At 52.1% G+C, this 25350-nt stretch carries 18 protein-coding genes and 1 pseudogene; 12 read left to right on the top strand and 7 right to left on the bottom strand.

Annotated elements, in window-relative coordinates; translation table 11 throughout:
• Both Q9L42_RS15760 and Q9L42_RS15755 read left to right on the top strand, forming a co-directional pair.
• Complete coding sequence (locus Q9L42_RS15760; RefSeq protein ID WP_305907451.1) at positions 1-396, top strand: DUF4405 domain-containing protein; 396 nt, start codon at positions 1-3, stop codon at positions 394-396.
• Positions 397-869: 473 nt separating this feature from the next.
• Positions 870-2069, top strand: coding sequence for an IS4 family transposase (locus Q9L42_RS15755; protein ID WP_305907452.1), 1200 nt, complete (start codon positions 870-872; stop codon positions 2067-2069).
• 402 nt (positions 2070-2471) lie between these two features.
• On the opposite strand, the gene Q9L42_RS15750 is transcribed toward Q9L42_RS15755, so the two are convergent.
• The 3 genes from Q9L42_RS15750 to Q9L42_RS15740 form a co-directional block, all read right to left on the bottom strand.
• Entirely contained in the window at positions 2472-4832 is a 2361-nt protein-coding gene (locus tag Q9L42_RS15750) for a xanthine dehydrogenase family protein molybdopterin-binding subunit (RefSeq protein ID WP_349431380.1), read from the bottom strand.
• The gene (locus Q9L42_RS15745) at positions 4829-5296 is read right to left on the bottom strand and encodes a (2Fe-2S)-binding protein (RefSeq protein WP_305907454.1); all 468 of its coding nucleotides are present in this window, start codon (positions 5294-5296) and stop codon (positions 4829-4831) included. The genes Q9L42_RS15750 and Q9L42_RS15745 overlap by 4 nt, the downstream gene beginning before the upstream one ends.
• A 1317-nt stretch (positions 5297-6613) precedes the next feature.
• Positions 6614-7171 carry a carbohydrate porin gene (locus Q9L42_RS15740; RefSeq protein WP_305907455.1) on the bottom strand — a complete coding sequence of 186 codons (558 nt, stop codon included), beginning with the start codon at positions 7169-7171 and terminating at the stop codon, positions 6614-6616.
• 622 nt (positions 7172-7793) lie between these two features.
• On the opposite strand from Q9L42_RS15740, the gene Q9L42_RS15735 reads away from it, so the two are divergent.
• Positions 7794-8039 carry a hypothetical protein gene (locus Q9L42_RS15735; protein ID WP_349431379.1) on the top strand — a complete coding sequence of 82 codons (246 nt, stop codon included), beginning with the start codon at positions 7794-7796 and terminating at the stop codon, positions 8037-8039.
• A gap of 203 nt (positions 8040-8242) precedes the next feature.
• On the opposite strand, the gene Q9L42_RS15730 is transcribed toward Q9L42_RS15735, so the two are convergent.
• A complete protein-coding gene (locus Q9L42_RS15730; protein ID WP_305907456.1) occupies positions 8243-10024 on the bottom strand; it encodes a glycoside hydrolase family 15 protein in 1782 nt (593 codons plus the stop codon).
• 400 nt (positions 10025-10424) lie between these two features.
• Between Q9L42_RS15730 and Q9L42_RS15725 the strand changes: the two genes are divergently transcribed.
• On the top strand, positions 10425-11141 hold the full coding sequence (locus tag Q9L42_RS15725; protein WP_349431378.1) for a Crp/Fnr family transcriptional regulator: 717 nt from the start codon (positions 10425-10427) through the stop codon (positions 11139-11141).
• 18 nt (positions 11142-11159) lie between these two features.
• Here Q9L42_RS15725 and Q9L42_RS15720 read toward each other — a convergent pair whose 3' ends face one another.
• Together Q9L42_RS15720 and otsB are read right to left on the bottom strand one after the other, a co-directional pair.
• A complete protein-coding gene (locus Q9L42_RS15720; protein ID WP_349431377.1) occupies positions 11160-13577 on the bottom strand; it encodes a glycoside hydrolase family 65 protein in 2418 nt (805 codons plus the stop codon).
• On the bottom strand, positions 13570-15147 hold the full coding sequence (gene otsB / locus Q9L42_RS15715) for a trehalose-phosphatase (protein WP_305907459.1): 1578 nt from the start codon (positions 15145-15147) through the stop codon (positions 13570-13572). Before otsB ends, Q9L42_RS15720 begins: the two co-directional genes overlap by 8 nt.
• Before the next feature lie 219 nt (positions 15148-15366).
• Here otsB and ftsH point away from each other — a divergent pair, with 219 nt between their 5' ends.
• The 5 genes from ftsH (at position 15367) to Q9L42_RS15690 (ending at position 21674) form a co-directional block, all read left to right on the top strand.
• On the top strand, positions 15367-17256 hold the full coding sequence (gene ftsH, locus Q9L42_RS15710) for an ATP-dependent zinc metalloprotease FtsH (protein WP_349431376.1): 1890 nt from the start codon (positions 15367-15369) through the stop codon (positions 17254-17256).
• A gap of 247 nt (positions 17257-17503) precedes the next feature.
• Entirely contained in the window at positions 17504-18604 is a 1101-nt protein-coding gene (gene amrS, locus Q9L42_RS15705; protein ID WP_349431375.1) for an AmmeMemoRadiSam system radical SAM enzyme, read from the top strand.
• Positions 18605-19257: 653 nt separating this feature from the next.
• Positions 19258-19578, top strand: a complete 321-nt coding sequence (locus tag Q9L42_RS15700) for a hypothetical protein (protein ID WP_305907463.1) — start codon at positions 19258-19260, stop codon at positions 19576-19578.
• Between the two features lie 73 nt (positions 19579-19651).
• Positions 19652-20152: a BCAM0308 family protein gene (locus Q9L42_RS15695; RefSeq protein WP_305907464.1), complete on the top strand. Its 501-nt coding sequence runs from the start codon at positions 19652-19654 to the stop codon at positions 20150-20152.
• Positions 20153-20285: 133 nt separating this feature from the next.
• The gene (locus Q9L42_RS15690) at positions 20286-21674 is read left to right on the top strand and encodes an MBL fold metallo-hydrolase RNA specificity domain-containing protein (protein WP_305907465.1); all 1389 of its coding nucleotides are present in this window, start codon (positions 20286-20288) and stop codon (positions 21672-21674) included.
• 454 nt (positions 21675-22128) lie between these two features.
• Here Q9L42_RS15690 and Q9L42_RS15685 read toward each other — a convergent pair whose 3' ends face one another.
• Positions 22129-22548: a CheR family methyltransferase gene (locus Q9L42_RS15685; protein WP_305907466.1), complete on the bottom strand. Its 420-nt coding sequence runs from the start codon at positions 22546-22548 to the stop codon at positions 22129-22131.
• A gap of 174 nt (positions 22549-22722) precedes the next feature.
• On the opposite strand from Q9L42_RS15685, the gene Q9L42_RS15680 reads away from it, so the two are divergent.
• From Q9L42_RS15680 to Q9L42_RS15670, 3 genes and pseudogenes are all read left to right on the top strand, one after another.
• Positions 22723-23496, top strand: coding sequence for a thiopurine S-methyltransferase (locus Q9L42_RS15680; protein WP_305907467.1), 774 nt, complete (start codon positions 22723-22725; stop codon positions 23494-23496).
• Positions 23497-23537: 41 nt separating this feature from the next.
• A pseudogene (locus Q9L42_RS15675) lies at positions 23538-24103 on the top strand (YceI family protein).
• A gap of 89 nt (positions 24104-24192) precedes the next feature.
• Positions 24193-25050, top strand: a complete 858-nt coding sequence (locus tag Q9L42_RS15670; protein ID WP_305907470.1) for a pirin family protein — start codon at positions 24193-24195, stop codon at positions 25048-25050.
• Positions 25051-25350: the final 300 nt, after the last annotated feature.

The raw sequence follows: 25350 nt of genomic DNA, 5'->3' as shown, positions 1-25350 counted from the left end.
ATGAAACAATCAATACTGATTAAGGTCGTCGATCTCTGTTCCTTTATTGCTTTGACGTTGATCGTTTCAACCGGCACATTGTTGGAGTTCACCCTGCCGGCCCGGAGCGGAAGATCGTCGGTATGGGGTTTAACCCGTCATCAATGGGGGGATGTACATTGGTATGTTTCTATTTTCTTTTTGCTGATGATGAGCCTGCATTTGTTGACCCATCTCAAATATATCAAGCAGGTGGTTTTAGGGCATGCAAGCAGCGAACGTAAATACAGGGTCGGCATCGGTCTGGTCGGAATGATTGCATTAATCGTTATTTTGCTGGCGCCGGTACTGAGTCCGGTTGAGGAAGGTCAGCGAGGAGGGCGGGGCTATGGCGCCAGACATTGGCAACAAGAATGAAAAAGATTGATACTGGATTCAATGCTGCTTAGGTTGAATGTTGGTATGAGTGTGAAAAAGGGGGGGGCAGATCTTTTCTATTCGATCGGCTAAAACGACAAGTGCCGGTAAACTGCTCTTAGTTGAACTGACGTGTCCATTCCCTTTTCCGGTTGAAACAAGGATCGATGTTTAATCAATCAAATTCAGTTCGGCGACAAATTCCCTGTTTCGTCCTGTATGGTGCCGAAAACTTGACTATGGGTAAGCCGCAGGATCATCTGTCATCCGGGTATGTTTTTGTTTCGATCGGGTCGGAACGGTACTGCCTCAAAGCGTACCCGATCTTCGTCAAAAAATAAATCTGTCCCTGAGGTATCCCCACAAAATAGTCATATAAAACAATTTTCTATAGCTAAAAATTGATAGATAAATTGTTTATTCGGGTCTAATTGTTGAAATACATAATCTTTCAGCTTCGCCGGGAAGGCCCTATGTCGACCATCAGTTTACTCCATCATTTGATCAAACTGGCACTTCCTGAGCTTCATCGAACCCGGCTTAAATCGCTCATGGCGACCGTAGAGGCTGGCTTGACAGGCGCCTCGGTATCGCTAACGGCCCTGGGGCGCGCACTTTCCGGCCCGTCCTATATCAAACACAAAATCAAGCGCATCGACCGTCTCCTCGGCAATCCCAATCTCAAGTCTGAGCGCCAAAAGCTCTATGGGGTCATGACACAGTGGTCATTACAGTCATTGTCCTTACCTTTGATTCTCATCGACTGGTCACCGCTCACCGCCGATCAAAGTCAACAGTTATTACGCGCGGCGCTACCGACCGGCGGTCGTACCATTACCTTATACGAGGAAGTCCACCCACGCAAAAAACTGGGGAACCCCAAGGTTCAACAGCAGTTTCTGCGTCGTCTTCAGGAACTGCTTCCGCCCGGCGTTACCCCCATCATTGTCGCCGACTCCGGGTTTCGCACCCCGTTTTTTCGGGCCGTCGAAGCCCTCAATTGGCATTGGTTGGGTCGGATTCGCGGCCGAGATTTTATCGCTTGGGCCGATGAGCCCAAGCAATGGCTCCCCGCCAAATCCTTGCATGCTCGCGCTACACGCAAAGCCAAATGCCTGGGTAAGGCTCTTTGGGTTCGCAGCAATCCGTTACCCGGGACCTTAGTCGCGTTTTACCGTGCCCCCAAACATCGTAAAGATCTGACAGTTCAACACCGCCCCGCTCAATCCAGATCCAGCCGGAAACAGGCGGCACGCGAAAAAGAGCCCTGGTTACTGGTCGTTTCGCCCTCATTGAAGGATTATACGCCGGTTGATGTCGTGAATTATTATCGTTCCCGCATGCAAATCGAGGAAGGTTTCCGAGACACGAAAAGCGCGCATTACGGCGCCGACTTAACTCAAGACAGCCGGATAAACGCCGAACGACGTGCGAATTTATTATTGATTGCAGCGCTTATCATTTTTGCGCTTTGGCTGATTGGGCTGGGCTTGAAAGGCACTGCCATCGAACGGCAAATCAAAGTCTGCAGCAATCGTGATCGTTCACCTTATTCGGTCATTTTTCTTGCTCGTATCGCCTGTCAATATGTGGTATTTGAGTTGCAGGAAAATTTATTGGAACACGCTCAAGTTCTCTTAGTTGGTTATTTCAGCACCCTGGAAAAAGCGTAATTTGTGGGGATACCTCAGAATCTGTCCCCTTTTTACCTTAAAATAAATCTGTCCCCTTTTATGCTTTTATGCGTCCTGTATGGTGCCGAAAACTTGACTATGGGTAAGTCGCAGGATCATCTGTCATCCGGGTATGTTTTTGTTTCGATCGGTTCGGAACGGTACTGCCTCAAAGCATACCCGATCTTCGTCAAAAAATAAATCTGTCCCCTTTTAAGTCCCATATATTGAAAGCAATCAGGCGGTAGACAAAGTAGTGCTCGAAGGTTTTTAAACCACAAAAAACAAACTCATAGACCCTGCCCTGCCGGCATACTTGAGCGATATAGAGCACCGGCTCACAGCCCGATTCGCCTGATCGAAACGGGCTGTGTTTGAGTTTTCTCGGTATGGTTCTGTTTATCAGTCCTTTCTTAACTGCTCTCTAATCGGAAGCGCCCTGATTCGTTGCCCGGTGGCGGTAAAAATCGCGTTGCATAAGGCCGGCGCAATGGGCGGCACACCCGGCTCACCGACACCGCCGAGCGGCGTGTCGTATTCCTCAGTCGACAGCAGATGCACGCGGATATCGCGGGGGGAGTCATCGATGCCAAGCAACGGATAGGTATGGAAGTTGTCTTCTACGACGGCGCCGTCCTTGAAGCTGATTTCGCCTTGCATCGCCAAGGTCATGCCCATGATGCAGGCGCCTTCCATTTGCGAACGAATACGTTCGGGATTGACTTGAGGGCCGCAATCGACAGCGATATCGACGCGTGGTACCGTCAAAGCGCCTTGCTCGTCCACCACAGCGTGCACGACCACCGCGACATAGGTCACGAAGCTATAATGGGCCGCCAGACCCAAGCCTTGTTCTTTGGGCAAAGTCCGTTCCCAACCCGCTTGGGTCGTCGCCGTTTCGATGACTCGGCGCAACCGCCCGGTATCGACCGGATAAATTTCCGGCGACTCCCCCTGATTCCAGCTGTCGTTCATACTACGCGGATCGATAAGCCGAGGCGGACCGATCAAGTCTAGCAAATAATCCTTGTGATCGCGGCCGGCGGCAGCGGCCATTTCGGCTACGAATGATTGAATCGCGAAGGCGTGCGGAATATTGGAGACCGAACGGAACCAGCCGATACGGGTATGGGCTTCGGCGGCCGGATTTTCGACCCGCAGATTGGCGATCGCAAACGGCACGTTGATCACGCCCATACCTAATTCCGCCGGCATTTGATGTTTGCTGTCGGCGGCAAAGGTCGCGGAAATACTGGGGGCGACAGTTTTATGCAACCAGGCTATTGGCTTGCCTTGGGCATCCAAACCAGCCTCCAAGCGCTCCAGCGATACCGTATGGTAATAGGAATGCTGCATATCGTCTTCGCGCGTCCAGGTCACTTTAACCGGCTTGCCATTCATGGCCTGGGACAGTAATGCCGCTTCGACGACGTAATCGGGCATGGACTTCCGACCGAAACCGCCGCCCAACAGCGTAACGTTTAGGGTCACTTTGTCTTCCGGTAATTTCAACCATTTGGCCACGCGTTCTCTAGCCAACTGGGGCGCCTGGGTACAGGTCCAAACTTGGCAATGGCCTTTGTCGATGCGCGCCGTGGCGGCCGGTGGTTCCATCGGTGCTTGCGTCAAATGCGGTACGTAGTATTCGGCGGCGATACGTTTGTCTGCCGATTGCAACGTGGCATCGACATCGCCCTTATCGCGTACGACTTTGCCGGGTAGGCGAGCCGACGCCTCCAGTTCCTTTTTGTACGCGACCGAATCGTAGGTTGCATGGGGACCGTTGTCCCATTTTATTTTCAGCGCCTTGCGTCCCTGAATCGCCGCCCAAGTATAGTGGGCAATGACCGCCACGCCGCCCAGTGGATGATAATCCGCCGGCAACTGGCTGTTAGGAAGTTCGACGACGCGGACCACTCCCGGTACTTTCAAGGCATCGCCGGCATCGTAACTCAATACTTTGCCGCCCATGACCGGTGGACGGGCAATCACCGCGTACAGCATGTTTTCGAAACGGGTATCTATCCCGAATTGCCCGCTTCCGGCGACGATGTCTTGGCCATCGTAGATTTTCAGATTGCCTTTGCCAATATAACGAAACTGCTCAGGCGTTTTCAGCTTCAGCGTTTCGCGGGCCGGTACGGACAATTTCGCCGCCTCGGCGGCAAGCTCGCCGTAGCTCAAACTTTTTCCACTCGCAGGGTGTACGATGTGGTGCAGTTCGGCTTTGACTTCCTGCACAGGAACCTGCCATTGCGAAGCGGCCGCCGTTTCCAACATTTGCCGGGCGGCCGCGCCGACCCGCCGCATCGGCATGAAAAAATGGCGCATGCTTCTTGAACCGTCGGTATCCTGATTACCGTATTTTTCTTCGTCACCGGGAGCTTGTTCGACTTTGACATGCCACCAGTTGGCGTCGAGTTCATCGGCTACGACCATGGGTAAACTGGTGCGTACCCCCTGTCCCATTTCGGATCGATGGCACATGATCGTGACGGTGTTGTCTTCGTCAATCGCAACGAATACCAGCGGATCGTCCGACCAACCATGCGGCATCGCATCGGCGCCGTACTTTTTTGCCTCCGGTATAGGTTGTTGAGTTTCATCGGCTCTCAGCATCGCAGGAAACCCGGCGGCCAAAACGAAACCCGACAGCGCCAACTCCTTTAAAAAAGTACGGCGACTGACGTTGACGATGCTCAGTGAAACGTCCGAATCTGATGTATCAACGGACAAATCGGTGTGAATGACCGGCTTTTTCATGATTCGACCTCCGAAGACCCAGCGACCCGTTTGATTGCGGCGCGGATACGCGGGTAAGTTCCGCAGCGACACAAATTACCGCGCATGGCCTTGTCGATGTCGGCATCGCTGGGGGATGGATTGTGTTTGAGTAGGGCGGTAGCCGACATGATTTGTCCTGGCTGGCAATAACCGCATTGCGGTACGCTGACATCGAGCCAGGCTTGTTGCACTTGTCTGCCGGTTTCGTCCTGATTTATCGCTTCTATCGTGACGATCTGTTTGCCGGCAACGGCGGAAATCGGTGTCACGCAGGCGCGGATGGGCTGGCCGTCGGCATGCACGGTACAAGCGCCACACATCGAGATTCCGCAACCGAATTTGGTCCCGGTCAGCCCCAGAGTATCACGCAAAGCCCATAGTAGTGGGGTGTCCAACGGTAAATCAATCTGGCGGTGCAAGCCGTTGATGGAAAGTGTAATCATCGGTTTCTCCTCGACTAATATGAATTTGCGTCTTTGCGATTAAGTTTTACGAGTGATGGATAGGTCTGTCTTTCTAAGGATTATATACCTTTCACACTCCAAATTTCGGCAGTGACCTTTTCCGCAGTAATTCCCAGTTTGAGTATTTTTGCAGGGTTTAGGGCATGAGGTGTGTCTGTCGAGGAGCGCCGTTCACCCAGCACCTAAATTATGCTGGAATGTAAAATATAGTCCAGTAGCCATGGAATTTAGGTGCTGGGTAAACCCATCCCTGGGGGCTTGACGGCAGCATCCTTGCTGCCGACATCCTCGCCAAACACACCCCATGCCCTTTTTGAACGCCAAAGTGGGAATTGCTGCCTTTTCCGGAGCCGGTACACATTTGAAGAATCAGGTTTTCCCCGTTGAGTATTGACTTCCCTTGATAGACCTATTGATTCCAGAATTGCTTTCCAACACAACTTGAACAACCGCTTGCAATGCGAAAACCGTAATGTGACTGAAAATTTAACTGTCATACGCCCTGACATGAACACATTTAAAATCCAGAATACCCACTGGCATCGTTAAGTCAAATATTAGCCACAATAATAATCTAGGCCGCATACGGCAACATAGCGTCCCCACGACAGCGAGAACAACCCATCTTCAGGTGTTGACGAAAGAAAATCGTAACTATTCAGTATCTTTCAGGGTTTAGGGAGTAGACCATTGATTTCTCGGGACGCGTTCACCCAGCACCTAAATAAACGACGATTATAAATCATTGCCAATAGTCTATGGTATTTAGGTGCTGGGTGAATACTTCCATGGCAGCTAACGGCATCCTGCCTCACGCGGCACTTGCACTTCCCTGTGCGGCGGCCGCTAGCGATGTCCTATCTCACGCGGCACTTGCACTTCCCTGTGCGGCGGCCGCTAGCGATGTCCTATCTCACGCGGCACTTGCACTTCCCTGTGCGGCGTAAGCTCTGACTGCAACGTCTGACCGCCAGGGAGGGTGGGAATGCCACACCGGTCGGGAACCGGTGAGGTAGACCGTCAGGGACGATGGAAATGCAGATTTTGCAGGTAGAAAATTGCTCCTGCATTTTCTACATTTCCGCCTTCCTTGGTGGTCAGAGCAAAAAATCTGCCTGTTGCAGACAGCCCGATAAATCAATAGCCTACTCCCTCTGATAAAAATACGCTGAATAATTACAGAAAATCTATGTTTAACAATAAGATAAAGTCTCTTGACCGATTCTTATGGCTCTACAAATTTACGTTTATTGTGAAATCAGGCAAAATCCTATTATTGCTCGTTGTTTCTGATCTCTAGAAGGAAAAGCCGATCCAGGCGCCGAACACGACGGCGTCGTCGATATCGCCGGTGCCGCCGGGCTGTAAGATGTATTGAACAGACGGTTGAATGAAGAAGCTGGGAATGATTTGGATGCGGTGGCCGAGTTCGAACACCATTTCGAAGTCCGTGTCTTTGCCGATAGACCGGCCATATTCTTCACTGAGCTGGCCATAGGTTATGAACGCTATGGTGCGGTCATCCGGTCGCGAAGGAATCAGCCCTTTGTAGTTGGCGCCGATATTGGCCTGGATAGGCGTCTTGGCGACTTCATCCTGGGAATAGGTCAGCACGCCGAACAGCCTGAGTCCTTCTGCAACCTCGACATCGGCATGGCCATAAAAGCAGAGGAAATGATCCGTCGTCCCGGCTCCATCGAAATCGTCATATTCAAAAAATGAATTGATGACACCGGCATAGACACGGGCCGGGCGGCCGAATATCTTGGGTGTCCAGCCATACTCGGTCAGAATAGTGACGCCGTCGTCGCTGCGAATGCTGAAGTTGACACACTGTTCGCGAAAGTCCCACATGTCTTCGCCAAATCTGATAGGCTCCGGAACTGATGCTGCTCCGAAAGCTTGTATTTCAGACGGCCGCCCCAGACGGGAAAGGGAAAAGAAGTAGTTACATTTTCCAGCAGCAAGGCGCGGATCGGACCATTGATTGCCGTGCTGAGTGAATACCCGTGGAGTGTTGAGATCGTAAAATCCTGGTCGACGGACATCCGGCCCAGCTTGACCGACCAGGAGTGGCCGAAGGTTTTTTCTTTTCGCGCTTGTCGTGGGTCGCTATACTTTCGGAACAGCAGTTTTAAGACCGGGGAGCGAGGAATTCTGGATATGAAGCCGTATTTGGACTTTGGTATTTTTCAGAGACTCATGGAGCGCAATGTATTTAATCGAGACGGGGTAGTCAGTTAGCTCCTCTACCTACTACATGTTGTGGTGCAACCAATCATAGCCATGGGCAATTTCAGAGTCGATTACTGGACCTGTAACAACCGCTTGCTCGAGCAATCGTCAAATTGTTCCACCACTATATATTGTACTAAGAGGAGCTAACTGACTACCCCCTTAATCGAGTTCGTGTTTCATTGCTAAGCGCCGCGAACCCGCCGGTCAACTCGCACATTAGTACTCTAGAATCAGAGAAATGGCAAAAGTAAAGAAGAAGCTCACTGCCTCACAAAAGCGTGCTAGAAAAGAGGCGAAGGCCGAAAGGCAAAAGAAGTATATGTGGATTTTTATGAACGGAAAGCAGGTGCGAATAAAGCGATCACCCACAGTAGAAGGAGTGGACGCCGACGAATACATTCGAAGAAATGCAGATCCGATATGGTTACACCAGAATGAAATGTGGGAATACATTCAAACGGAAGAAGATGATGATATTCCTTAGCGCAATAGTCTGGAACAATGTCAGTTGGAGTTTGAAGCCAAAGCGAAGGCTGGGTATGGTGGTGTTAGTAAGTTCTCATGTACTACTTAAGGGGGGGCAATTTTTACTGACCTGCGAGTAAGGTCAGTAAAAATGCAGGTTAACGACTCAGACAGTTAAGCTTGCCCAATAACTCTTGTTGTTGGCTATGACCTCGCAGTTGCTTAAAATGCTTCCTCCCACGCAGTCGATAACACCCTGGCCGAATGGATCAAGCCCACCATTGAATAAGTCTGGGGAAAGTTGCCCCAGAGCTCGCCGGTAATGGGGTCGGTATCCTCCGATAGCAGCCCCAGATGGTTGCGGCACTGGAGCATATGTTCGAACATGGCGACGGCTTCGTCGCGTCGGTCAACGGCCGCTAACGCTCCGATCATCCAAAAGGTGCAAATGTTGAAGGCATGTTCGGGATAGCCGAAATCATCGGCCTGTGCATAACGCATCATGTGGTTGCCTCGCCGCAAGGCTTTTTCCACCGCCTCGACGGTGCCGATGAATCTGGAGTCGTCGGCCGACAGGAACTGCAATTCATGTAACAGCAGCAGGCTCGCATCCATTTCGTTGCCTTCGAAGCTATCGACGAAGGTGTTGCGCTCGGCGTCATAGGCGCGAGCGCATATTTCTTTTTTGATGGCCTCGGCCTCGGCGCGCCAATGGATCGCGCGTTCGTCCAGCCCCAGTTCGACGGCGATGCGGCTTAGGCGGTCGCAGCCTGCCCAGCACATCACCGCAGAGAAGGTATGCACCTTGGCGATGCCGCGGAACTCCCAGAGCCCTGCGTCCGGTTGATTATAAAGCCTTATGCATTGTTCCCCGATGAGCTCCAGGCGGTCGAACAGGGGGCGGGTGCCTGGATGAGCCAGACGGCGGTCGAAGAAGATTTGCGATGCGGCTAAAATGATGCTGCCATATATATCGTTCTGGATTTGATCATAGGCCTGGTTGCCTGCCCGCACCGGTCCGTCTCCGCGATAGCCGGCCAGGGTTTCGACCTTCCGCTCCACCAGCCGTTTCTCTAGAGTCACGCCATAGACCGGCTGGAGATGGCTGTTCTCGGCGCTGGCGACGATGTTGACGATGTAGTTTAGGTAGTTTTCCATCGTTCGGGTTGCCCCCAGCCGGTTTAGGGCGTTGATGACGAAGTAAGCGTCGCGCAGCCAGCAGTAGCGGTAATCCCAGTTGCGGGTGCTGCCGGGGGACTCCGGTATCGATGTGGTCATCGCGGCGATGACGGCGCCGCTCTCCTCGAAGCTGCAGAGCTTCAGGGTGATGGCGGAGCGGATCACTGCGTCCTGCCATTGGAAGGGAATGGAAAGTCTGCGCGTCCATTCCCGCCAGTAGGTGTGAGTGTACTCGTATTCCTCGCGCGCCGCACTGGTGATGGGGCGACGCAGTGGCTTGTCCGGACCGAACAGCATGTCGGCCGGCCCCTCCAGCAGAAAAGGGATTTCCTCCAGGACATAGGTGATGGGCAAGTCGGTGGTGAGGCGCAACGTCAGTTCCGGCGCCTGATAACGGATATGGTTGGAGCCGCATACGGCTTTCATTTTTTCCGCCCCGTAGTTATGGGTCGGTCTTACCCGAACACGTAGACGCGGCGCGCCATTCAGGGGACGCAGTCGGCGGACGAGCATGGCAGGCCGGAAAACACGCTCGTAATGGATACGACGGGGGGCAAAATCGGTGATTTCTATTCCGGCGCCGGAGCGGTCGTAGAGCCTAGTCACCAAAATTGCCGTATTATGTTCGTAGCTTTGTTCGGCCCGCTCGAAGTCGTCGATCACTATATCCATGAAGCCACCGGTAGGATCGTCGCCATTGATCAGGCTGTTGAAGACGGGATCACCATCAATGCGGGGTAGACAGCACCAGACGATTCGTCCCTGCCGGTTTATTAGGGTATTGAAGCCACAATTGCCGACCACACCTAATTCGAGACTGCTCACTTTCAATCTCCCATATTTGTATAAAATCGTGCGAGATGCACGGCTTCGAAGTTCGAATGGGCGGCGTTTTCCGCGCACCGCCATTTATTAACGCCTGATGCCAAGCTATAGATTAGCATTGAATCGGCGCCGATGGATAGCTAAACACTTGCGATAATGGTCACGGTTTGAATCAAGAATTTCTGCTTTGGCTGTTTTATCAGTATAGTTAACATCAGAGTGGTTTTTGAGCAATTGACGATTTTTTTTTGCTGCGGTCTGTTGCCGTCGTCAATGCCCCCTTGACAAGGAGGGGAATATGCGGGATCAGAACGGCCTCAGAAATGTTCTGGCCGCGTCCGAAGGGAAATGGTAGGCAATGCGAAACGTTTGCTAGTCAGCTAAATTGAAGAGGTGGTTTATGCCAACAGGGCCGAAAAGAAACACGGGTTGCCGCGATGGCTTGGTGCAGCAGACAAATGAAGCAATGGATGATTGCGGTTGGCCCATCGTTGAGTTTTCAAATTCATTCGAGCAGAGCAAGCCAAAACAATTATCGGCCAAGCAAGTGCTCTATCAACAAGGCGACCGTGTCGACAGGGTGTATAGGATCCAAAGAGGTATGGTTAAGTTGTTCAGTTATCTGTCGAATGGCCGGGCGCGCATCGTTAGATTGCATAATGAGAATCATTGGCTGGGCTTGGAGGGCTTGGTAGGTCGGAGTTACGAGCATACTGCTGTCGCCGTCGGCGATTTGACCGTCGCTTGCATTTCGATGAACAGGTTGCAGTTGCTTGAACGGGATGATCCTCGCCAGTATTGCCAGATTCTGAAACAAGGATACCAATATCTGGCTCAGGCCGACAGATGGATCGCGGATTTCTCTACCGGCGGGATCAAGCCACGGGTGGCGAGGCTGGTCGATTTTCTCGCCAAGCTAGAGCATGGCGAATCATCGAACATGGTCGAGTTATTAACGGTACACGAAATGGCCGATATGTTGGGCGTCACTCCGGAGAGTGTGAGCCGTATTCTGGCGGAGTTCAAACGCAACCATACCTTGCACAAACTGGAAACTCAGTCCTATCAAAGCTATCAAATAGACTGCAAGCTATTGCAATATGAAGCTAGGCAATAATGCTCGTAGCCAATGCGCTCACAATTGGAACTCTCTCACTTCCCCCTGCTTTAGATGATAGATTTTTCCGCCGATGCCGATTTGTATCGGTTGTTCAGCGGAAGGTTCGGTGCAGATGCGTACGCAAGTTGTTGTCATTTGCAGGCCCAGTACGTGTTGCCGATAACGAATATTGAGGTTGAGGCTTTTCAAGCCCTCGGGCAGACTTGGATTCAACCATAACACGTCGCCACGAGTCTCGATACCTGTGAAGCAGCGTTGAATAAGATCGACGGTGCCGGCCATCGCGCCTGTGTGTATGCCCTCAGGCGTGGTGCCTCCTTGGATATCGGCGACATCACTGTTGAGCGCTTCGGTAAACAGCGCCCAGGCGCCGGGACGGTTGGCGCGCGCCAACACCCAGGAGTTGACGACCCGGCTTAGCGTGGAACCGTGAGAAGTGCGTTCAAGATAGTAGTCGATGTTGCGTGGAATGGTTTCATATTCGAAGGAATAACCGAGATGGGTGAGCAGCTCGTCGAGCTCTTCGGAGGATAATAGGTAAAAAAGCATCAGCACATCGGCTTGTTTGGAAACCTTGTAGCGATTCGGGCTGTCGTTCTCCGCTTCCAGGATCCGGTCCAGACGTTGAATGTCGCCATATTTGTTGCGGTAACCTTCCCAGTCGAACTCCGCCAGTTCCTGATAGCCTTCGAATTGACTGATGATGTCATGGCCATGGTCATCCTGGTGGAAGGGAACATGCATGTTGCGGCTGATTTCATCCCAGAGCGCGAACTCCTCTTTCGACAAGTTCAGCGTTTGGCACAGTTCGCTGAAACGCTGGGTCGGCAGGATTTCTCGCAGGTCCAATGCTCTCAACAATACCCAGACGGCCATCAGGTTGGTATAAGCATTGTTGTTCAGACCGGGTTGGTCCTTATCTGGATAAGCGTCATGATATTCGTCCGGTCCCATCACCCGAAGAATCACGAAACGCGCCAGTTCCTCATTGTAGCTGGCGAGACTGGCCCAGAAGCGGGCGATTTCCAACAACATCTCCGCCCCATAAAAGGACAAAAACTCCATATCGCGAGTGACCTGGTAGTATTGCCAAACGTTGTAGGCAACCGCCGCATTGATATGGCGCTGTAAGTGGGAATTGTCCGCTATCCAGTTGCCCGATTTTGGGTTTAGATGCAGATGCTGGCTTTCCTCTCGTCCATTGCTGGCGCTTTGCCAGGGATACATGGCGCCATGGTAACCAGCCTTGCGCGCGGCTCGACGGGCTTCGTCCAGGCGACGGTAGCGGTAGCGCAATAGCGCGCGAGTGATCTCTGGCATGCGCAGATTGAATAATGGAAAAACGAACAGTTCGTCCCAGAAAATATGCCCACGATAGGCTTCGCCATGCAGGCCACGCGCAGGCACTCCGACATCGAGATCCATGACATGCGGGGAAGTGGTCTGAATCAGATGCAGGATGTGCAGCCGTAGTATTTGTTCCGTGCGGTCTTCCTCTTCCGCATCTTCATGGACGATATCGAAATCGAAACGTCGCCATAACTGCTTCCATAATAGGATGTGGCGGCCGGCCAATTGCTCGAAGGTTGCGCTCTGGGCGACCGCCTTGCGCGCTTCCAGACCCGGCTCGCTGATGGCATGGTCGCGGGAGGTATATATGGCAGCGATCTTTTCGATGCGCAATGGTTGGTTTGCATCGAGCTCGGTCTTGTAAAGATGGGAGATAGAGCCCTCGAGCCGATCCACCCGCGGCTTCAGGCCGATCACCTTATCGCCGCGCCAGAAGCGGGTGGTTGCCGCCTGTGCGATGCGAATATGGGACTGGTTGGTTTCGACCTCCAGCCAGCACATATCGTCTGTCACAGATTCGGCGGTCAACGACTTGAGATGAAGGTTGTTTAGGTCACGGTAACGCTCGACGCCGGCATTGACGATATGTCCGTCCAACGCGCTACGAATCTCGATTGCGCCGCTCCAGTCTTCGGCATAAATGAGGGTTTGCAGGGCGGCGAGATGCGGCTGGTCCATCGATACCAGGCGGCGCTGCTCAATGCAGGTATGGCGTCCGGCAGGGCCGCGAAAGCGTAGGGTTCTTGTCAGTATGGCTTGTTTGATGTCTAATTGTTGATGATAGGAAAGGATGTCAGCTTCACTTAGATTAAACCAGTCGCCCCCTTCGATGCGGAAGCTCAGCAACAACCAATTAGGCGCATTAACCAGGCTTTCGTTTTCGATGGTCTCGCCGGCGATTTCGGTTTGCAGGCGATTGTAGCAGCCGGCGATATAGGTGGCCGGATAGTGGACATCATCCGCGGTCGCTTCAGGCGCGGCGCCACGGCAGGCGAAGTAACCATTGCCGAGTGTGCACAGCGCCTCGCGCAGCCCTTGCTGTTGGGGATTGAAGCATCGGTATTCCAGTTTCCAGCTATCCATGTCGCAACCTGATTAATTTGTCGGCAAGCAAGTTCAGGAAACGTTCGACTGCATCGGGATGATCTAGGCGGTAACTTGCTTGGGTCGGATGATTCTCCTGCGATACCAGGATGCCGATGCCATCCGGTTTCAGCTCCCGAAAGGCGTCTTCGTCGGTGACATCGTCACCGATATACAGAGGCATAAACTGCGCCGAATCCATCTTCAGAGTTCGCATCAGCCAGCGTATTGCCTTCCCCTTATTCCATTCGATATCTGGTTGCAGCTCGAAGATTTTCTTGCCGGTTGTCAGCCGCAGCTCCGGATGATCGGCGTGTATGCTATCAACCGCTTGTTTGACGCTTGCTACTTCGTTTTGTGCGACCTGACGGTAGTGGGTGGCGATGGAGAAACGTTTGCGTTCCACCAAGCAACCCGAGATGTTCGCCAGCTCATCGCGCAAGCTTTGTTCCGCGCGATCGAGCGCAGGTAAATATTCACGGCCTTGTTGAGATTCGTTACGCTGGCCCGCCGGACCGGCGATGTCAAAGCCATGACTGCCCGCATACCAGATATTTTTTATTCCGACCCGTTGGCGTACGTCGGCTAGATCGCGGCCGCTGATGATGGCGACCGAGCATAATTCACCGATGCATTGCAGGGTCGTGCGCATGGCATCGCTCAATGTCGCCTGGTCCGGGCGGGGCACGATGGGAGTCAGGGTGCCGTCGTAGTCGAGAAACAGCGCTGGTTCTCGGTCGTCTCGGCCGATAATCGCGTTCAGGCAGTCCAGCGCCGAAGGCAGCCGATTGGCGGCTAGGGTTTCCTCGCAATCGATCGAGATCGGCAGTTCAGCGAGATCGTTGACTACCAGGTCTGCCCCATGCTCGTACAAGGCCCGTGCTTGATCACCGCGATCTATGCCGATGACACAAGCGAAACCGGCGGCCTTCGCGGCCTGCACGCCGGCCGTGGCGTCCTCGATTCCCACCGACCGTTCCGGAACGCAGCCGAGGCGGCGGCTCGCCTCGACAAACATGTCCGGCGCCGGTTTGCCTGCTAAATGGTGTTTCTGTAATTCCACGCCATCGACGCGGGCGTCGAACAGCTCAATGAGGCCAGCCGTCTCCAGGATTGCTTGGCAGTTGCGGCTCGAAGAAACCACGGCGATGCGGATGCCGCGCTGGCGTAATTTACCGATTAAGCTGACGGTCGAATCGTATGTCTCAACCCCGTCGCTGAACAGTTTTGCATGAAATAATTCATTCTTACGATTGCCGAGTCCGCAGATTGTTTGTTGATCGGAGCTATCATCCGGTGTGCCGTAGGGCAGGTCGATGTTGCGGGATGCGAGAAAATCGCGGACTCCCTGATAACGAGGTTTGCCGTCGACGAACCGGCGGTAATCGCTGTCGATATCAAACGGAGCCTGTTGCTTATGCTTTGCCAGGTAGTCGTCGAACATCCTCTTCCATGCCGCGGCATGGAGCTTAGCGGTTTGCGTGATTACCCCGTCGAGATCGAGAACGACAGCATCGAAGCGATCTGCTGACAGCTGGAAACTGGCAATTGTGCTGTTTTTTTCAGTCATTATCGATTTTGTTTGCTTGCATCATCATGTTAGGTGTTAGCCAATCCGGATCAGTCGCGCGATTGAATGATATTGATTGACTATCTTCGTTTATCGAGCCATTGAAGGTCATTGAAAAATATCAATGATTTGATGTAGACCATTATCGGATAATGCCACGATAAAGAAGATTGGGTGTGGTCCGCAAATGTCGATTAATTCCAGAATACAGCAAAACTTATGACAGACGAACGGCGTAAAGACAAGGTTGGGCGTAAACCAACATCTCGGCAGCCTAGACCTGCCGGATGGCGTAGTCTCGTTTGGTTGCTGGTCATATTAGGATTTTATTGGTATTGGGCTAATTACACCGAAAGCCAGCAACCGCAATCTCTTTCTTATAGCGAATTCAAACAAAAGGTTAGAGCCGGTGAAATCGACAGCGTCACGTTTCATGGCGACAGCTTGTCAGGCCGTTTGCGCAAGAGAGAGACGGGAACAGCCGTCGAGTCAACAAAAAAGTCATTCCGTTTTGAGACGACAATACCGCCGATCGACGATCCGAAACTGATTTCCTTGCTAGAGCAACATCAAGTCGACGTCAACGCTCTGTCAGAGCAGGCCGATTGGTGGAAACGTGCGCTGATCGGCGTATTGCCTTGGATATTGATTATCGGCTTATTCTGGTACAGTAGCCGCAAAATGCAGGAACGGATGGCCGGTTCGGGAGGAGGAAACGGCATTTTTGGCTTTGGTAAGTCCAAGGCTAAGCGATTTCGCAAGGGTGAGTCCCAAGTGAGCTTTGATGACGTTGCCGGTCTGGAAAACGCTAAACGGGACATGCGCGAGATCACCGGCTACCTGAAAGATCCGCAGTATTATCGCAAGCTGGGCGCCAAGATTCCTAAGGGCATTTTGCTCATGGGACCGCCGGGCACCGGTAAGACGCTGTTGGCCAAGGCCGTCGCCGGCGAAGCCGATGTGCCTTTTTTCAGCATCAGTGGGTCGGAATTTATCGAAATGTTCGTGGGCGTCGGCGCCTCTAGGGTGCGGGATATGTTCGACAGCGCGAAGAAGGAAGCGCCTTCCATCATCTTCATCGATGAAATTGACTCGGTGGGAAGGGCGCGTGGTACAGGGCTTGGCGGCGGTCATGACGAACGCGAACAGACGTTGAATCAAATACTCGGTGAGATGGATGGTTTCGATCCGCATGAGGCTGTGGTAGTGTTGGCCGCTACCAATCGTCCCGATGTGCTCGATCCCGCCTTGCTTCGTCCTGGCCGTTTTGATCGCAAAATTATCTTGGACTTGCCGGATAAAAAGGCGCGTCGCGAAATTTTACAGATCCACGCCAGCGAGGCGCCGTTAGCCGATGATGCCGATTTAGATCGCTTGGCCGGGCTGACGGTCGGTTTTTCCGGGGCGGACTTGGAAAATCTGCTCAATGAAGCCGCCTTGCTAGCCGGTCGCGAAGGCAAGAGTGCGGTGGATATGGCCGCGTTGCTCAACGCCCGAGACAAGGTCGTGCTGGGTGGCAAACGAGAGATGGTCATCAATGACGAAGAAAAGAAATTGATCGCCTATCACGAGGCGGGGCATGCACTGGCCGCCAGTTTGTTAGTCCATGCCGATCCTTTAGATAAGGTAACGATTATCCCCCGTGGTCGCGCTTTAGGCGTCACCGAGCAAATTCCCGAAGAGGAGCGGCATAATTTTAGACAAGCTTATTTGCATGACCGCATTGGCGTGATGCTGGGGGGACGTGTCTCCGAGCAATTGGTCTTCAATGAAGTCAGCTCCGGCGCCGAAAATGATCTCAAACAGGCGACGCGCCTGGCTCGGCAAATGGTGAGCCAGTGGGGTATGAGCGGTAAGCTCGGTGCGGTCGCCTTCAGCCGGGGAGAAGAACATGTTTTTCTGGGACGGGAAATGGCGCAACCAAGGGATTTCAGCGAGCATACCGCACAGATTATTGATGATGAAATTCGCAGTCTCATTAATGGCATTGAAAAAGAGATTGCCGAATTACTTGAGAAACACCGTAAGCAGTTGGAAGCGTTGGCGGAGAAACTGTTTGACAAGGAGACATTGGAGGCGGATGAAATCCTGTCGATCATCGAACAATAAGATCCGCGTAACTACTCACCCCCATTCGTAGGGTGGATAAGCGGAGCGCATCCACCGGGTCGGCACCTTTGGTGGATGCGCCCTTCAGGCTTATCCACACATGCCCTGCCGCGTTCGATAAGTGGGGCGAGCAGTTACAGATCCGCTAAAATTGCGTGCGCTTAGCCTGTTTAAGTCTGGCTGAATCTTTTCTGGTTTTCCTGAGTCGAACGATGGAGGATCAAACCGCGGCGAACGAGGGGGTAGTATGAGCGCATTACATGAAGCCATGTTCTATCAATCCATTGGAGCAGAGCGCGTTCTCTGTACGCTTTGTCCGCATGATTGCCGAATCGGTCCAGGAGGCCGAGGCGCCTGTGGAGTGCGCTATAATCATGGCGGCAAGCTTTACACCTTGGTTTACGATAAAGTGGTGGCGCGAAATGTCGAGCCGGTAGAGAAGAAGCCCTTGTTTCACTTTCATCCCGGCTCTATCGCTTATTCGATCGCCACGGTGGGCTGCAATTTGCGCTGCGCATACTGTCAGAACTGGACTATTTCCCAATGGCCTAAAGAGCATTTGCCGACACAGTTAGAGGCATCGGGACAAGAGGAAGAGATTGAGCCGGTCTGTCCACAGCTCAATCGGCTCGAGACGGCGGTTCCCGGTGAACGCGTCAGTCCAGAGCAAATCGTCGATGCGGCAGTGCGCTGCGGCGCCAGCTCTATCGCCTATACCTTTACCGAACCGACGATCTTTTTCGAGTTGGCCTATGAAACCGCCAAGCTAGCGCGCAGCAAAGGCCTGAAGAATATTTTCGTGACCAGTGGCTATATCAATGAAGCGCCCTTGCGTGAGTTGTCTGCGGTGCTCGATGCCGTCAATATCGATTTGAAATTTTTTCAGGAAAAGAGTTATCGCCACATTAGTCGGGTAAGAATGCAGCCGATACTCGAGGCGATTCGACTTTATCATCAGTTGGGTGTATGGGTGGAAGTGACGACTTTGATCATTCCGGGCGTCAATGATTCAGCGTCGGAGCTGCGCGATATCGCCGGGTTTATTTGCGCGTTGTCGCCGGATATTCCTTGGCATGTGTCTCAATTCTACCCGGCGCATCGAATGTCAGATGTGCCGGTCACGCCGGTCAAAACGCTGGAACTTGCCGTCGATATAGGTCAGCAGGCGGGCTTGCGTTATGTCTACCAGGGCAATGTCCCGGGAGGCGGTGGAGAGAATAGCCGTTGTCATTATTGCGGCGGCATATTGATCGAACGCTATGGTTTCCATGTGCTTGCGAATCGTATCGTCGATGGTCGGTGTCCGCAATGCGACACCCAGGTGGCTGGCATCGCCATGAGTGCATGAAGTTTGTTGTCGCACTCGGATGTGGGTGTGCTGACGATAGGAAGCGCACCTTGTTTCGATGCGCTTCACGCAGTTCAGCACATCCGAAGGCAAGGCTACATTGGCATGCAACCGTAGGGTGATTCGCCGCCAGGCAATGCGCCTGGATACCACAATGACCAATTTTGCCTCCGGTGGCGGTTTTTGGCGGCTTGCTTCGCGAAGCCGCCCTACCGGTGCGGGTAGGGTGTGCTGACGATAGGAAGCGCACCGGTTTTGATGCGCTTCACGGTGTTCGACACATCCGAAGGCAAGACGGTGCTTTGCGTAGGAGCGCCGTCCTCGGCGCGAAAAGCAAGTAGTCCGCATCGCTTGCGAAAAGCAAGTCAACGAGGTCCTGAACGAATCAACCGCGCCTAAAGTAAATTAAACGTTTGGGGCGTGTTAAATAACCTGCCCCTCGTGAGCGGATTTTGGTAATCTCGCCTGCCTTTTCCGCTGCCAGATTGCAGAGGGCTGGTTTTTAGCTTTGGGAATTGCTGCTAATGATCAGCTTTGTTTGACATCCCTAACCGGAAAGTCATTGACAATTTTCAATTATCGGTGAATGATAAAACCGTTAGACAATTAATAAGCCAATTTAATTGACATTCCATTTCTCCAAAGGGTTAGCAATGGCATTTAATGATGAGATGATTCAGGCCGTATGGGAAAAAGGGCGGGGGACTTCTGAACGAGATTCAAACGAATGGCGTCAGGATCAGTGTGGCGCGTGGTTGAACCGGGAACAGTACGAAAATGCAGAGTCGGAATATGGTTGGAGAATTCTGAACGTCGTTGCAGACGGCAAGGACGAGCTAGACAACCTTCAGCCCTTTCACTGTCAAAATAGTTTTGATATTGCCAATAGCAAGGCGCACTGCTGTGTTGCGGCCGATCGCAGCGGCTTAACTCCGACGCAGAGCGTCGATCAGCCGCGTAATACGAACGTTTAATACTCACTCGCCTCCCTACGTCAGCATGGTAGCGAGGCGCTGATTTAGCGAGACTGTTGAATAGGAGCAGATAATGAGTGGTAAAGAAGGTAATGTCGCCAAGCACGGTAGACATGATCGCTTGCTCAAGGAGCATGTGCATGATCCTTATATGACGCGCAGCAAGCCGACTGATCCGACGGTCTGTTCGGAGTGCGGAGTCGTATTCAGCGAAGGCCGCTGGCAATGGCTGTCCGCTATTCCTGAAAGTCCTCAACATGAGCTGTGCCCAGCTTGCCAACGTATTCGAGACAAGGTTCCCGCGGGAATCTTGTCTCTCAGCGGTGCGTTTTTTCAGCAGCATCGTGATGAAATTATGCGCCTTGTTGACAACAAGGTTGAAGAACAGAAGGCGCAACACCCGATGAAGCGGCTCATGGCGGTCGAGGATCAAGGCGAAAACGTCGTCATCACCTTTACCGATGTGCATTTACCGCGTGGGGTAGGAGAAGCGATCGAGCGTGCCTACGATGGTGAACTGGATATCCACTACACCGAAGAAGCCGGCATCGTGCGCGTTTATTGGCAACGCTAATCGGCGCTTCCGTGTATGGATACCCGGTTAAATCGGCGATCGCCGACAAATACAAGGATTGATTTATGTAGTGTTTCCTTAGGTGCTTCGAGTTTAACTGACACGCTCGTTTGTTATGACAGGAGTAGGTCTGATGCAGATTGAATTTTTAGGCGCAACCCGGGAAGTGACCGGCTCCTGCTTTCTATTACGCATAGGAAAGTATCAGTTGCTGGTCGATTGCGGGTTGATTCAAGGCTCCCATCGCCATGAACGCCATAACCATGATCCATTCTTGTTCGATCCGGAAGCGATAGACGCGGTCGTTTTAACCCACGCCCATCTCGATCACTCGGGTCGACTGCCATTGTTGATTAAACGAGGTTATTCGGGACAAATCTATACCCATAGGGCCACGGTCGATCTATGCGCGATCATGCTCGAGGATGCCGGCTATCTCAATGAAAAAGAGGTCCAATGGGAAAATAGGAAGCGCGAGCGGAAAGGCCTCGAATTGATTGAACCGTTGTATACACGCCTTGAAGCGCGTGAGGCTCACAGGCACTTCCGTTCCGTCGAATATGGCAAAGCCGAGGAAATCTTGCCAGGTATTACGTTGACCATGCATGATGCCGGGCATATTCTCGGGTCGGCAATCGCGGAATTGCGGCTGACCGATGGCCAGCAAACGCGCAACGTGGTGTTTAGCGGCGATCTTGGTCATCGTGGCGCACCTATCCTGCGTGATCCGGAAGCAGTCAAACGGGCGGATCTGGTGATCATGGAAAGTACCTACGGCGACCGGCTGCACCGGAGTTGGGACAAGACTTGGCAGGAAATGGGCGAGATCATTTCCAATGCTCGGAGCGGCAAAGGCAACATCATGATTCCGGCATTTGCGGTCGGACGCACACAAGAACTGCTATATGTGTTCAAACGCTATTTTGTGGAATGGGGCATAGACGATTGGGAGGTGTTCCTCGACAGTCCGATGGCGATAGAGGCCACCGAGGTCTATTCCAATCATGCCAAGATCTACGATCGGCGAGCGAAGAAAGTTTATGAACAGAGTGGCGATCCTTTTATGTTGCCGAATCTGCATCGCACTCAACGCAGTGATGATTCGATGAAGATCAACCGAATCAAATCGGGCGCCATCATCATTGCCGGCAGTGGCATGTGTACAGGCGGGCGGATCAAGCACCATTTCAAACATAACCTCTGGCGCGAGGATGCGCATGTATTGATCGTAGGCTTCCAGGCCAGAGGCACCTTGGGTAGGGCGCTGGTGGATGGGGCCAAGCATATACGCTTATGGGGCGAGACCATACGGGTCAAAGCACAGATACATACCATCGGGGGCTTGTCCGCCCATGCCGACCAGCAAGGCCTATTGAATTGGTATGGTCATTTCGAGAATCGGCCGCCTGTCGTCCTGGTGCATGGTGAACCGGAATCGATGGATGGTTTGGCGCAGCGGCTAAAGAGCGAATATCGCGCCGATGTCGTGCTGGCCGAGTTTCAACAAAAGCTGACGCTGTGAAGGATGCTGGCTAGCCGGATAGAAACGAATTCAACTCCTCTTGCGCATGCTATGAAAAATAAATAATTGAAAATAGAATATCGTTATTAAGCTATTGCAGGTTGTTTTGCTATTTAATCTTCGAGACCCGGCGTGAATACGTCACTGGAAAGAATAGCACTTGTTTCACGTTGCGAAGTTCCCATTCTACGCAATATCAGTTATCCGCGAAGATAAATCGGCACTCGCTGATGCCAGCGCCGCCAATCTCTTACTCCTTCCGGCAAACTTTCATGCGCGCCCAACACCAAGATACCACCTGCCGTCATGGTTGAAGTAAGTAAAAACCAGATTGCGACAGCACACGAGCAAACTTGATGCAAACCATATTGATCTTCGATCTGTTCAAATGCTGCTTGGCGCCATTCCGGCGATACATTCTTTAAACTACTGAATGCATAACAACACGCCAGGGCTACCTCATTAAATGAATGAGTGGCAAAACAGAAAAAAGGCTACATTGGCAATCCACTTGGGTACCGGTACGCACAACGGCCAATTTTGCTGCGGTGACGGTTTTTGGCGGCTTGCTTCGCAGCCGCCCTACGATGGCGGATCCGCTGCGCTTGATCCGCTCTATAGGTGCGGGTAGGGTGTGCTGACGAGAGGAAGCGCGCCGGTTCTTGATGCGTTTCACGCTGTTCGGCACATAACACGCTTTCCGCGCTTGAAGAATCATTTCCGGGTCGATATCGGTCGCTCTCAAAGAAATAGTCATTTCAGGGTAGCGCTCTTGCAAAATAAATTTCCAAAGCAATACTAGGCTATAAGCTTCTTCTCCTCTAGAGCAACCGGCGATCCAACAACGCAATTCTTTTTCGCTTTTCTGACGCAAATCGTCGCAATATGGAGAATCAATAATTCGGATGCTCAGGGAAAGCCCCGTGATCTCGCTATTGACCTAATACCGCATCTCGATGCCGGCGGGTCGGCGCGCTTTTTACGCCGCCTTAAAACAGAAACCCTGAACAACGGTCAAAGACAGACAGGGGCTTATCGAACTTGCTGCTTGAGTCATAGGCAACATTCTTTTCAAGGTTTATACAACCAGTTTATAACTGGAGCTTTTATGGAACATGAATTTTGGCATCAGCGTTGGCAACAAAACCAAATTGGTTTTCATCAAGGAGACATTAATCTCCATCTGCGACAGCAATGGTCAAAACTTGAAGTTGTGCCGAATAGCCGGGTGTTAGTCCCTATGTGCGGTAAAAGTAGCGACATGCTATGGCTGCTCGACCAAGGCTATCGGGTTGTAGGTATCGAACTGAGTCCGCTGGCAGTGGCCGCTTTTTTCTCGGAAAACGATTTGCAGCCAACACTTCGCCAACAAGGCGAATTCATAGCCTATGAAATAGACGAACTGGCAATATTCTGTGGCGATTTTTTTACTTTGCGCTCAGTTGATATTGGCAGGATCGACGCCGTTTATGACCGCGCTGCTTTGGTGGCGCTCCCAGCCAAGATGCGCCTGGATTATGCTGCGCATATGGCCACATTGCTGGAACCTAACGTAAAAATTTTACTGGAGACTTTTGACTATCTTCAGCAGGAAATGTCAGGTCCTCCCTTCAGTGTTCCACACGATGAAGTTGAGAAACTTTTTCACGATTGGTGCGATATCGAATTGCTGGTGAGCGAACAGATTCTGAAAAGGGAAGTGAAATTTAAGGATCGCGGATTGAGTCAATTGCAAGAGCATGTTTATCGCTTGGTCGTCAGAGAATCCGCAAAAAAACACCATTGCACGCAACGGCGCTTTCTGGATGACGCCGAAAAATAACCTTTTTGTTATTCAACCCACCCAAGCACAGGAGCTTTATCATGAAACATACCGCAATATTATCATTGGCTGCATTATTTACCAGCGCGGCGACGGCGGCTCCCGAAACCTTCGTCATCGACGGTTCCCATACCTTACCGCGTTTTTCCTACAGCCATTTTGGTTACTCCACTCAACTGAGCCGGTTCAATAAAACCTCAGGCAAAATCGTCCTCGATCGCCAGGCCCAAACCGGTTCCGTGGACGTCACGGTCGATACCGGGTCTGTTGATACCGGTTATTCATTGTTCGATGAACAAATACAGGGTGAAGATTTTCTAGATACCGCCAACTATCGGACCATGACCTTCATCTCGAAAAACTTAAAATTCGAAGGAGAAAACCTGGTCTCGGTTGATGGCACGCTGACGCTGAAAGGCATCAGCAAACCCGTTCGCTGACGGTGACATCCTTCCAGTGCATGCCACACCCTATGCTGAAAAAAGACGCTTGCGGCGCTAACGCCACGGCGGTAATTAAACGCAGCGACTTCAACATGGGCAAATACGCGCCGCATGTGAGTGATGAAGTCACCATCACGATACCGGTCGAAGCCGTCAAGGAATGAGTCTCAGCATCGCGAGACCTCGTCGGCGGTCATATAACTAATAATGGCAACAGGCTGTCCAGTTGCCGCGCCAGTAACAGGAGCAAGTCATGAGCATACGCACACTACAACAGGTCATTCCATCCATCGCCACGTCCGATGGCGGCGGCGTCAAGCTGCGTCGTAGCCTGGGACAAAGCCAAAGTTTGCGCCTCGATCCTTTTTTGATGCTGGATGAATTTTCTTCAGTCAATGCCGATGACTACATTGCCGGCTTTCCCAGTCATCCGCATCGGGGTTTCGAGACCGTCACCTACATGCTTGATGGCCACATGTTGCATGAAGACCATCTAGGCCACCAAGGTGATTTGAAAAGTGGCGGTGCGCAATGGATGACGGCTGGACGCGGCATTATTCATTCTGAAATGCCGCAACAGGAAAGCGGCCGCATGCGAGGGTTTCAACTTTGGATCAATCTGTCGGCAAAGGAGAAAATGAAACCCGCCAGCTATCAGGACATCCAGCCAGAGGAAATTCCTCAGCTAAGGCTGCCTGACGGCGGCGAAGTTAAGGTGATTGCCGGCAGTGCTGAAATCGATGGTAAAACCATCATGGGCCCGATTCAAGGGATTAGTACCGAACCCTTGTTCCTGGATGTGCGACTGCCAGCGGGTGGACAGTTTAAACATGCGATTGCTTCAGAACGCAATGCCTTTGTTTACCCCTACGAAGGTCAAATTGAAATCGGGTCATTGGGACAAATGCGTCGGTTGAAGCCACAATCGGCCGGCATACTCTCCACCGGCGATAGCATAGAAATACGGACTGCAGAGCAGCCTGCGGCATTCCTGCTGTTGGCTGGACGTCCACTACGGGAGCCGGTGGCTCAGTATGGTCCATTTGTCATGAATACTCGTGCAGAGGTGGAACAGGCGATGAGCGATTATAAAAATGGTGAACTGGTATGAGTGGTTCATGACAAAACGGCCAATGGCATAAGGTTGATAAGACACTGAAGCAATAGCAGGCGGATTGGTGCGTGCTTAGTCTGTCTTCCGAAGCGAGTCGATATCATCTTCATGTCTCGTTGGCCTGTCAGTGGGCTCCTCGCCCTTTGATTGCAGAAATTCTCAGCTTGAGCGTTTTAGTGGTGTTTAGTGTCTGGGGGTGTGTTTGTCGAGGAACGCCCCGTTCACCCAGCACCTAAATTATCCTGGAATGTAAAATATAGCCCTGTAGCCATGGGATTTAGGTGCTGGGTAAACCCA

It is taken from the genome of Methylomarinum sp. Ch1-1 (assembly GCF_030717995.2).
Taxonomy (GTDB): Bacteria; Pseudomonadota; Gammaproteobacteria; order Methylococcales; family Methylomonadaceae; genus Methylomarinum; species Methylomarinum roseum.
This window is presented reverse-complemented; position numbering and strand designations above follow the sequence as displayed.

What these genes read in the sequence shown, in the direction of transcription:
- ftsH (WP_349431376.1), top strand. Translation starts at nt 15,367, where the DNA reads ATGACAGACGAACGGCGTAAAGACAAGGTTGGGCGTAAACCAACATCT.
- Q9L42_RS15750 (WP_349431380.1), bottom strand. Translation starts at nt 4,832, where the DNA reads ATGAAAAAGCCGGTCATTCACACCGATTTGTCCGTTGATACATCAGAT.
- Q9L42_RS15760 (WP_305907451.1), top strand. Translation starts at nt 1, where the DNA reads ATGAAACAATCAATACTGATTAAGGTCGTCGATCTCTGTTCCTTTATT.
- Q9L42_RS15725 (WP_349431378.1), top strand. Translation starts at nt 10,425, where the DNA reads ATGCCAACAGGGCCGAAAAGAAACACGGGTTGCCGCGATGGCTTGGTG.
- Q9L42_RS15690 (WP_305907465.1), top strand. Translation starts at nt 20,286, where the DNA reads ATGCAGATTGAATTTTTAGGCGCAACCCGGGAAGTGACCGGCTCCTGC.
- amrS (WP_349431375.1), top strand. Translation starts at nt 17,504, where the DNA reads ATGAGCGCATTACATGAAGCCATGTTCTATCAATCCATTGGAGCAGAG.
- Q9L42_RS15755 (WP_305907452.1), top strand. Translation starts at nt 870, where the DNA reads ATGTCGACCATCAGTTTACTCCATCATTTGATCAAACTGGCACTTCCT.
- Q9L42_RS15700 (WP_305907463.1), top strand. Translation starts at nt 19,258, where the DNA reads ATGGCATTTAATGATGAGATGATTCAGGCCGTATGGGAAAAAGGGCGG.
- Q9L42_RS15720 (WP_349431377.1), bottom strand. Translation starts at nt 13,577, where the DNA reads ATGGATAGCTGGAAACTGGAATACCGATGCTTCAATCCCCAACAGCAA.
- Q9L42_RS15735 (WP_349431379.1), top strand. Translation starts at nt 7,794, where the DNA reads ATGGCAAAAGTAAAGAAGAAGCTCACTGCCTCACAAAAGCGTGCTAGA.
- Q9L42_RS15670 (WP_305907470.1), top strand. Translation starts at nt 24,193, where the DNA reads ATGAGCATACGCACACTACAACAGGTCATTCCATCCATCGCCACGTCC.
- otsB (WP_305907459.1), bottom strand. Translation starts at nt 15,147, where the DNA reads ATGACTGAAAAAAACAGCACAATTGCCAGTTTCCAGCTGTCAGCAGAT.
- Q9L42_RS15745 (WP_305907454.1), bottom strand. Translation starts at nt 5,296, where the DNA reads ATGATTACACTTTCCATCAACGGCTTGCACCGCCAGATTGATTTACCG.
- Q9L42_RS15695 (WP_305907464.1), top strand. Translation starts at nt 19,652, where the DNA reads ATGAGTGGTAAAGAAGGTAATGTCGCCAAGCACGGTAGACATGATCGC.
- Q9L42_RS15740 (WP_305907455.1), bottom strand. Translation starts at nt 7,171, where the DNA reads ATGTGGGACTTTCGCGAACAGTGTGTCAACTTCAGCATTCGCAGCGAC.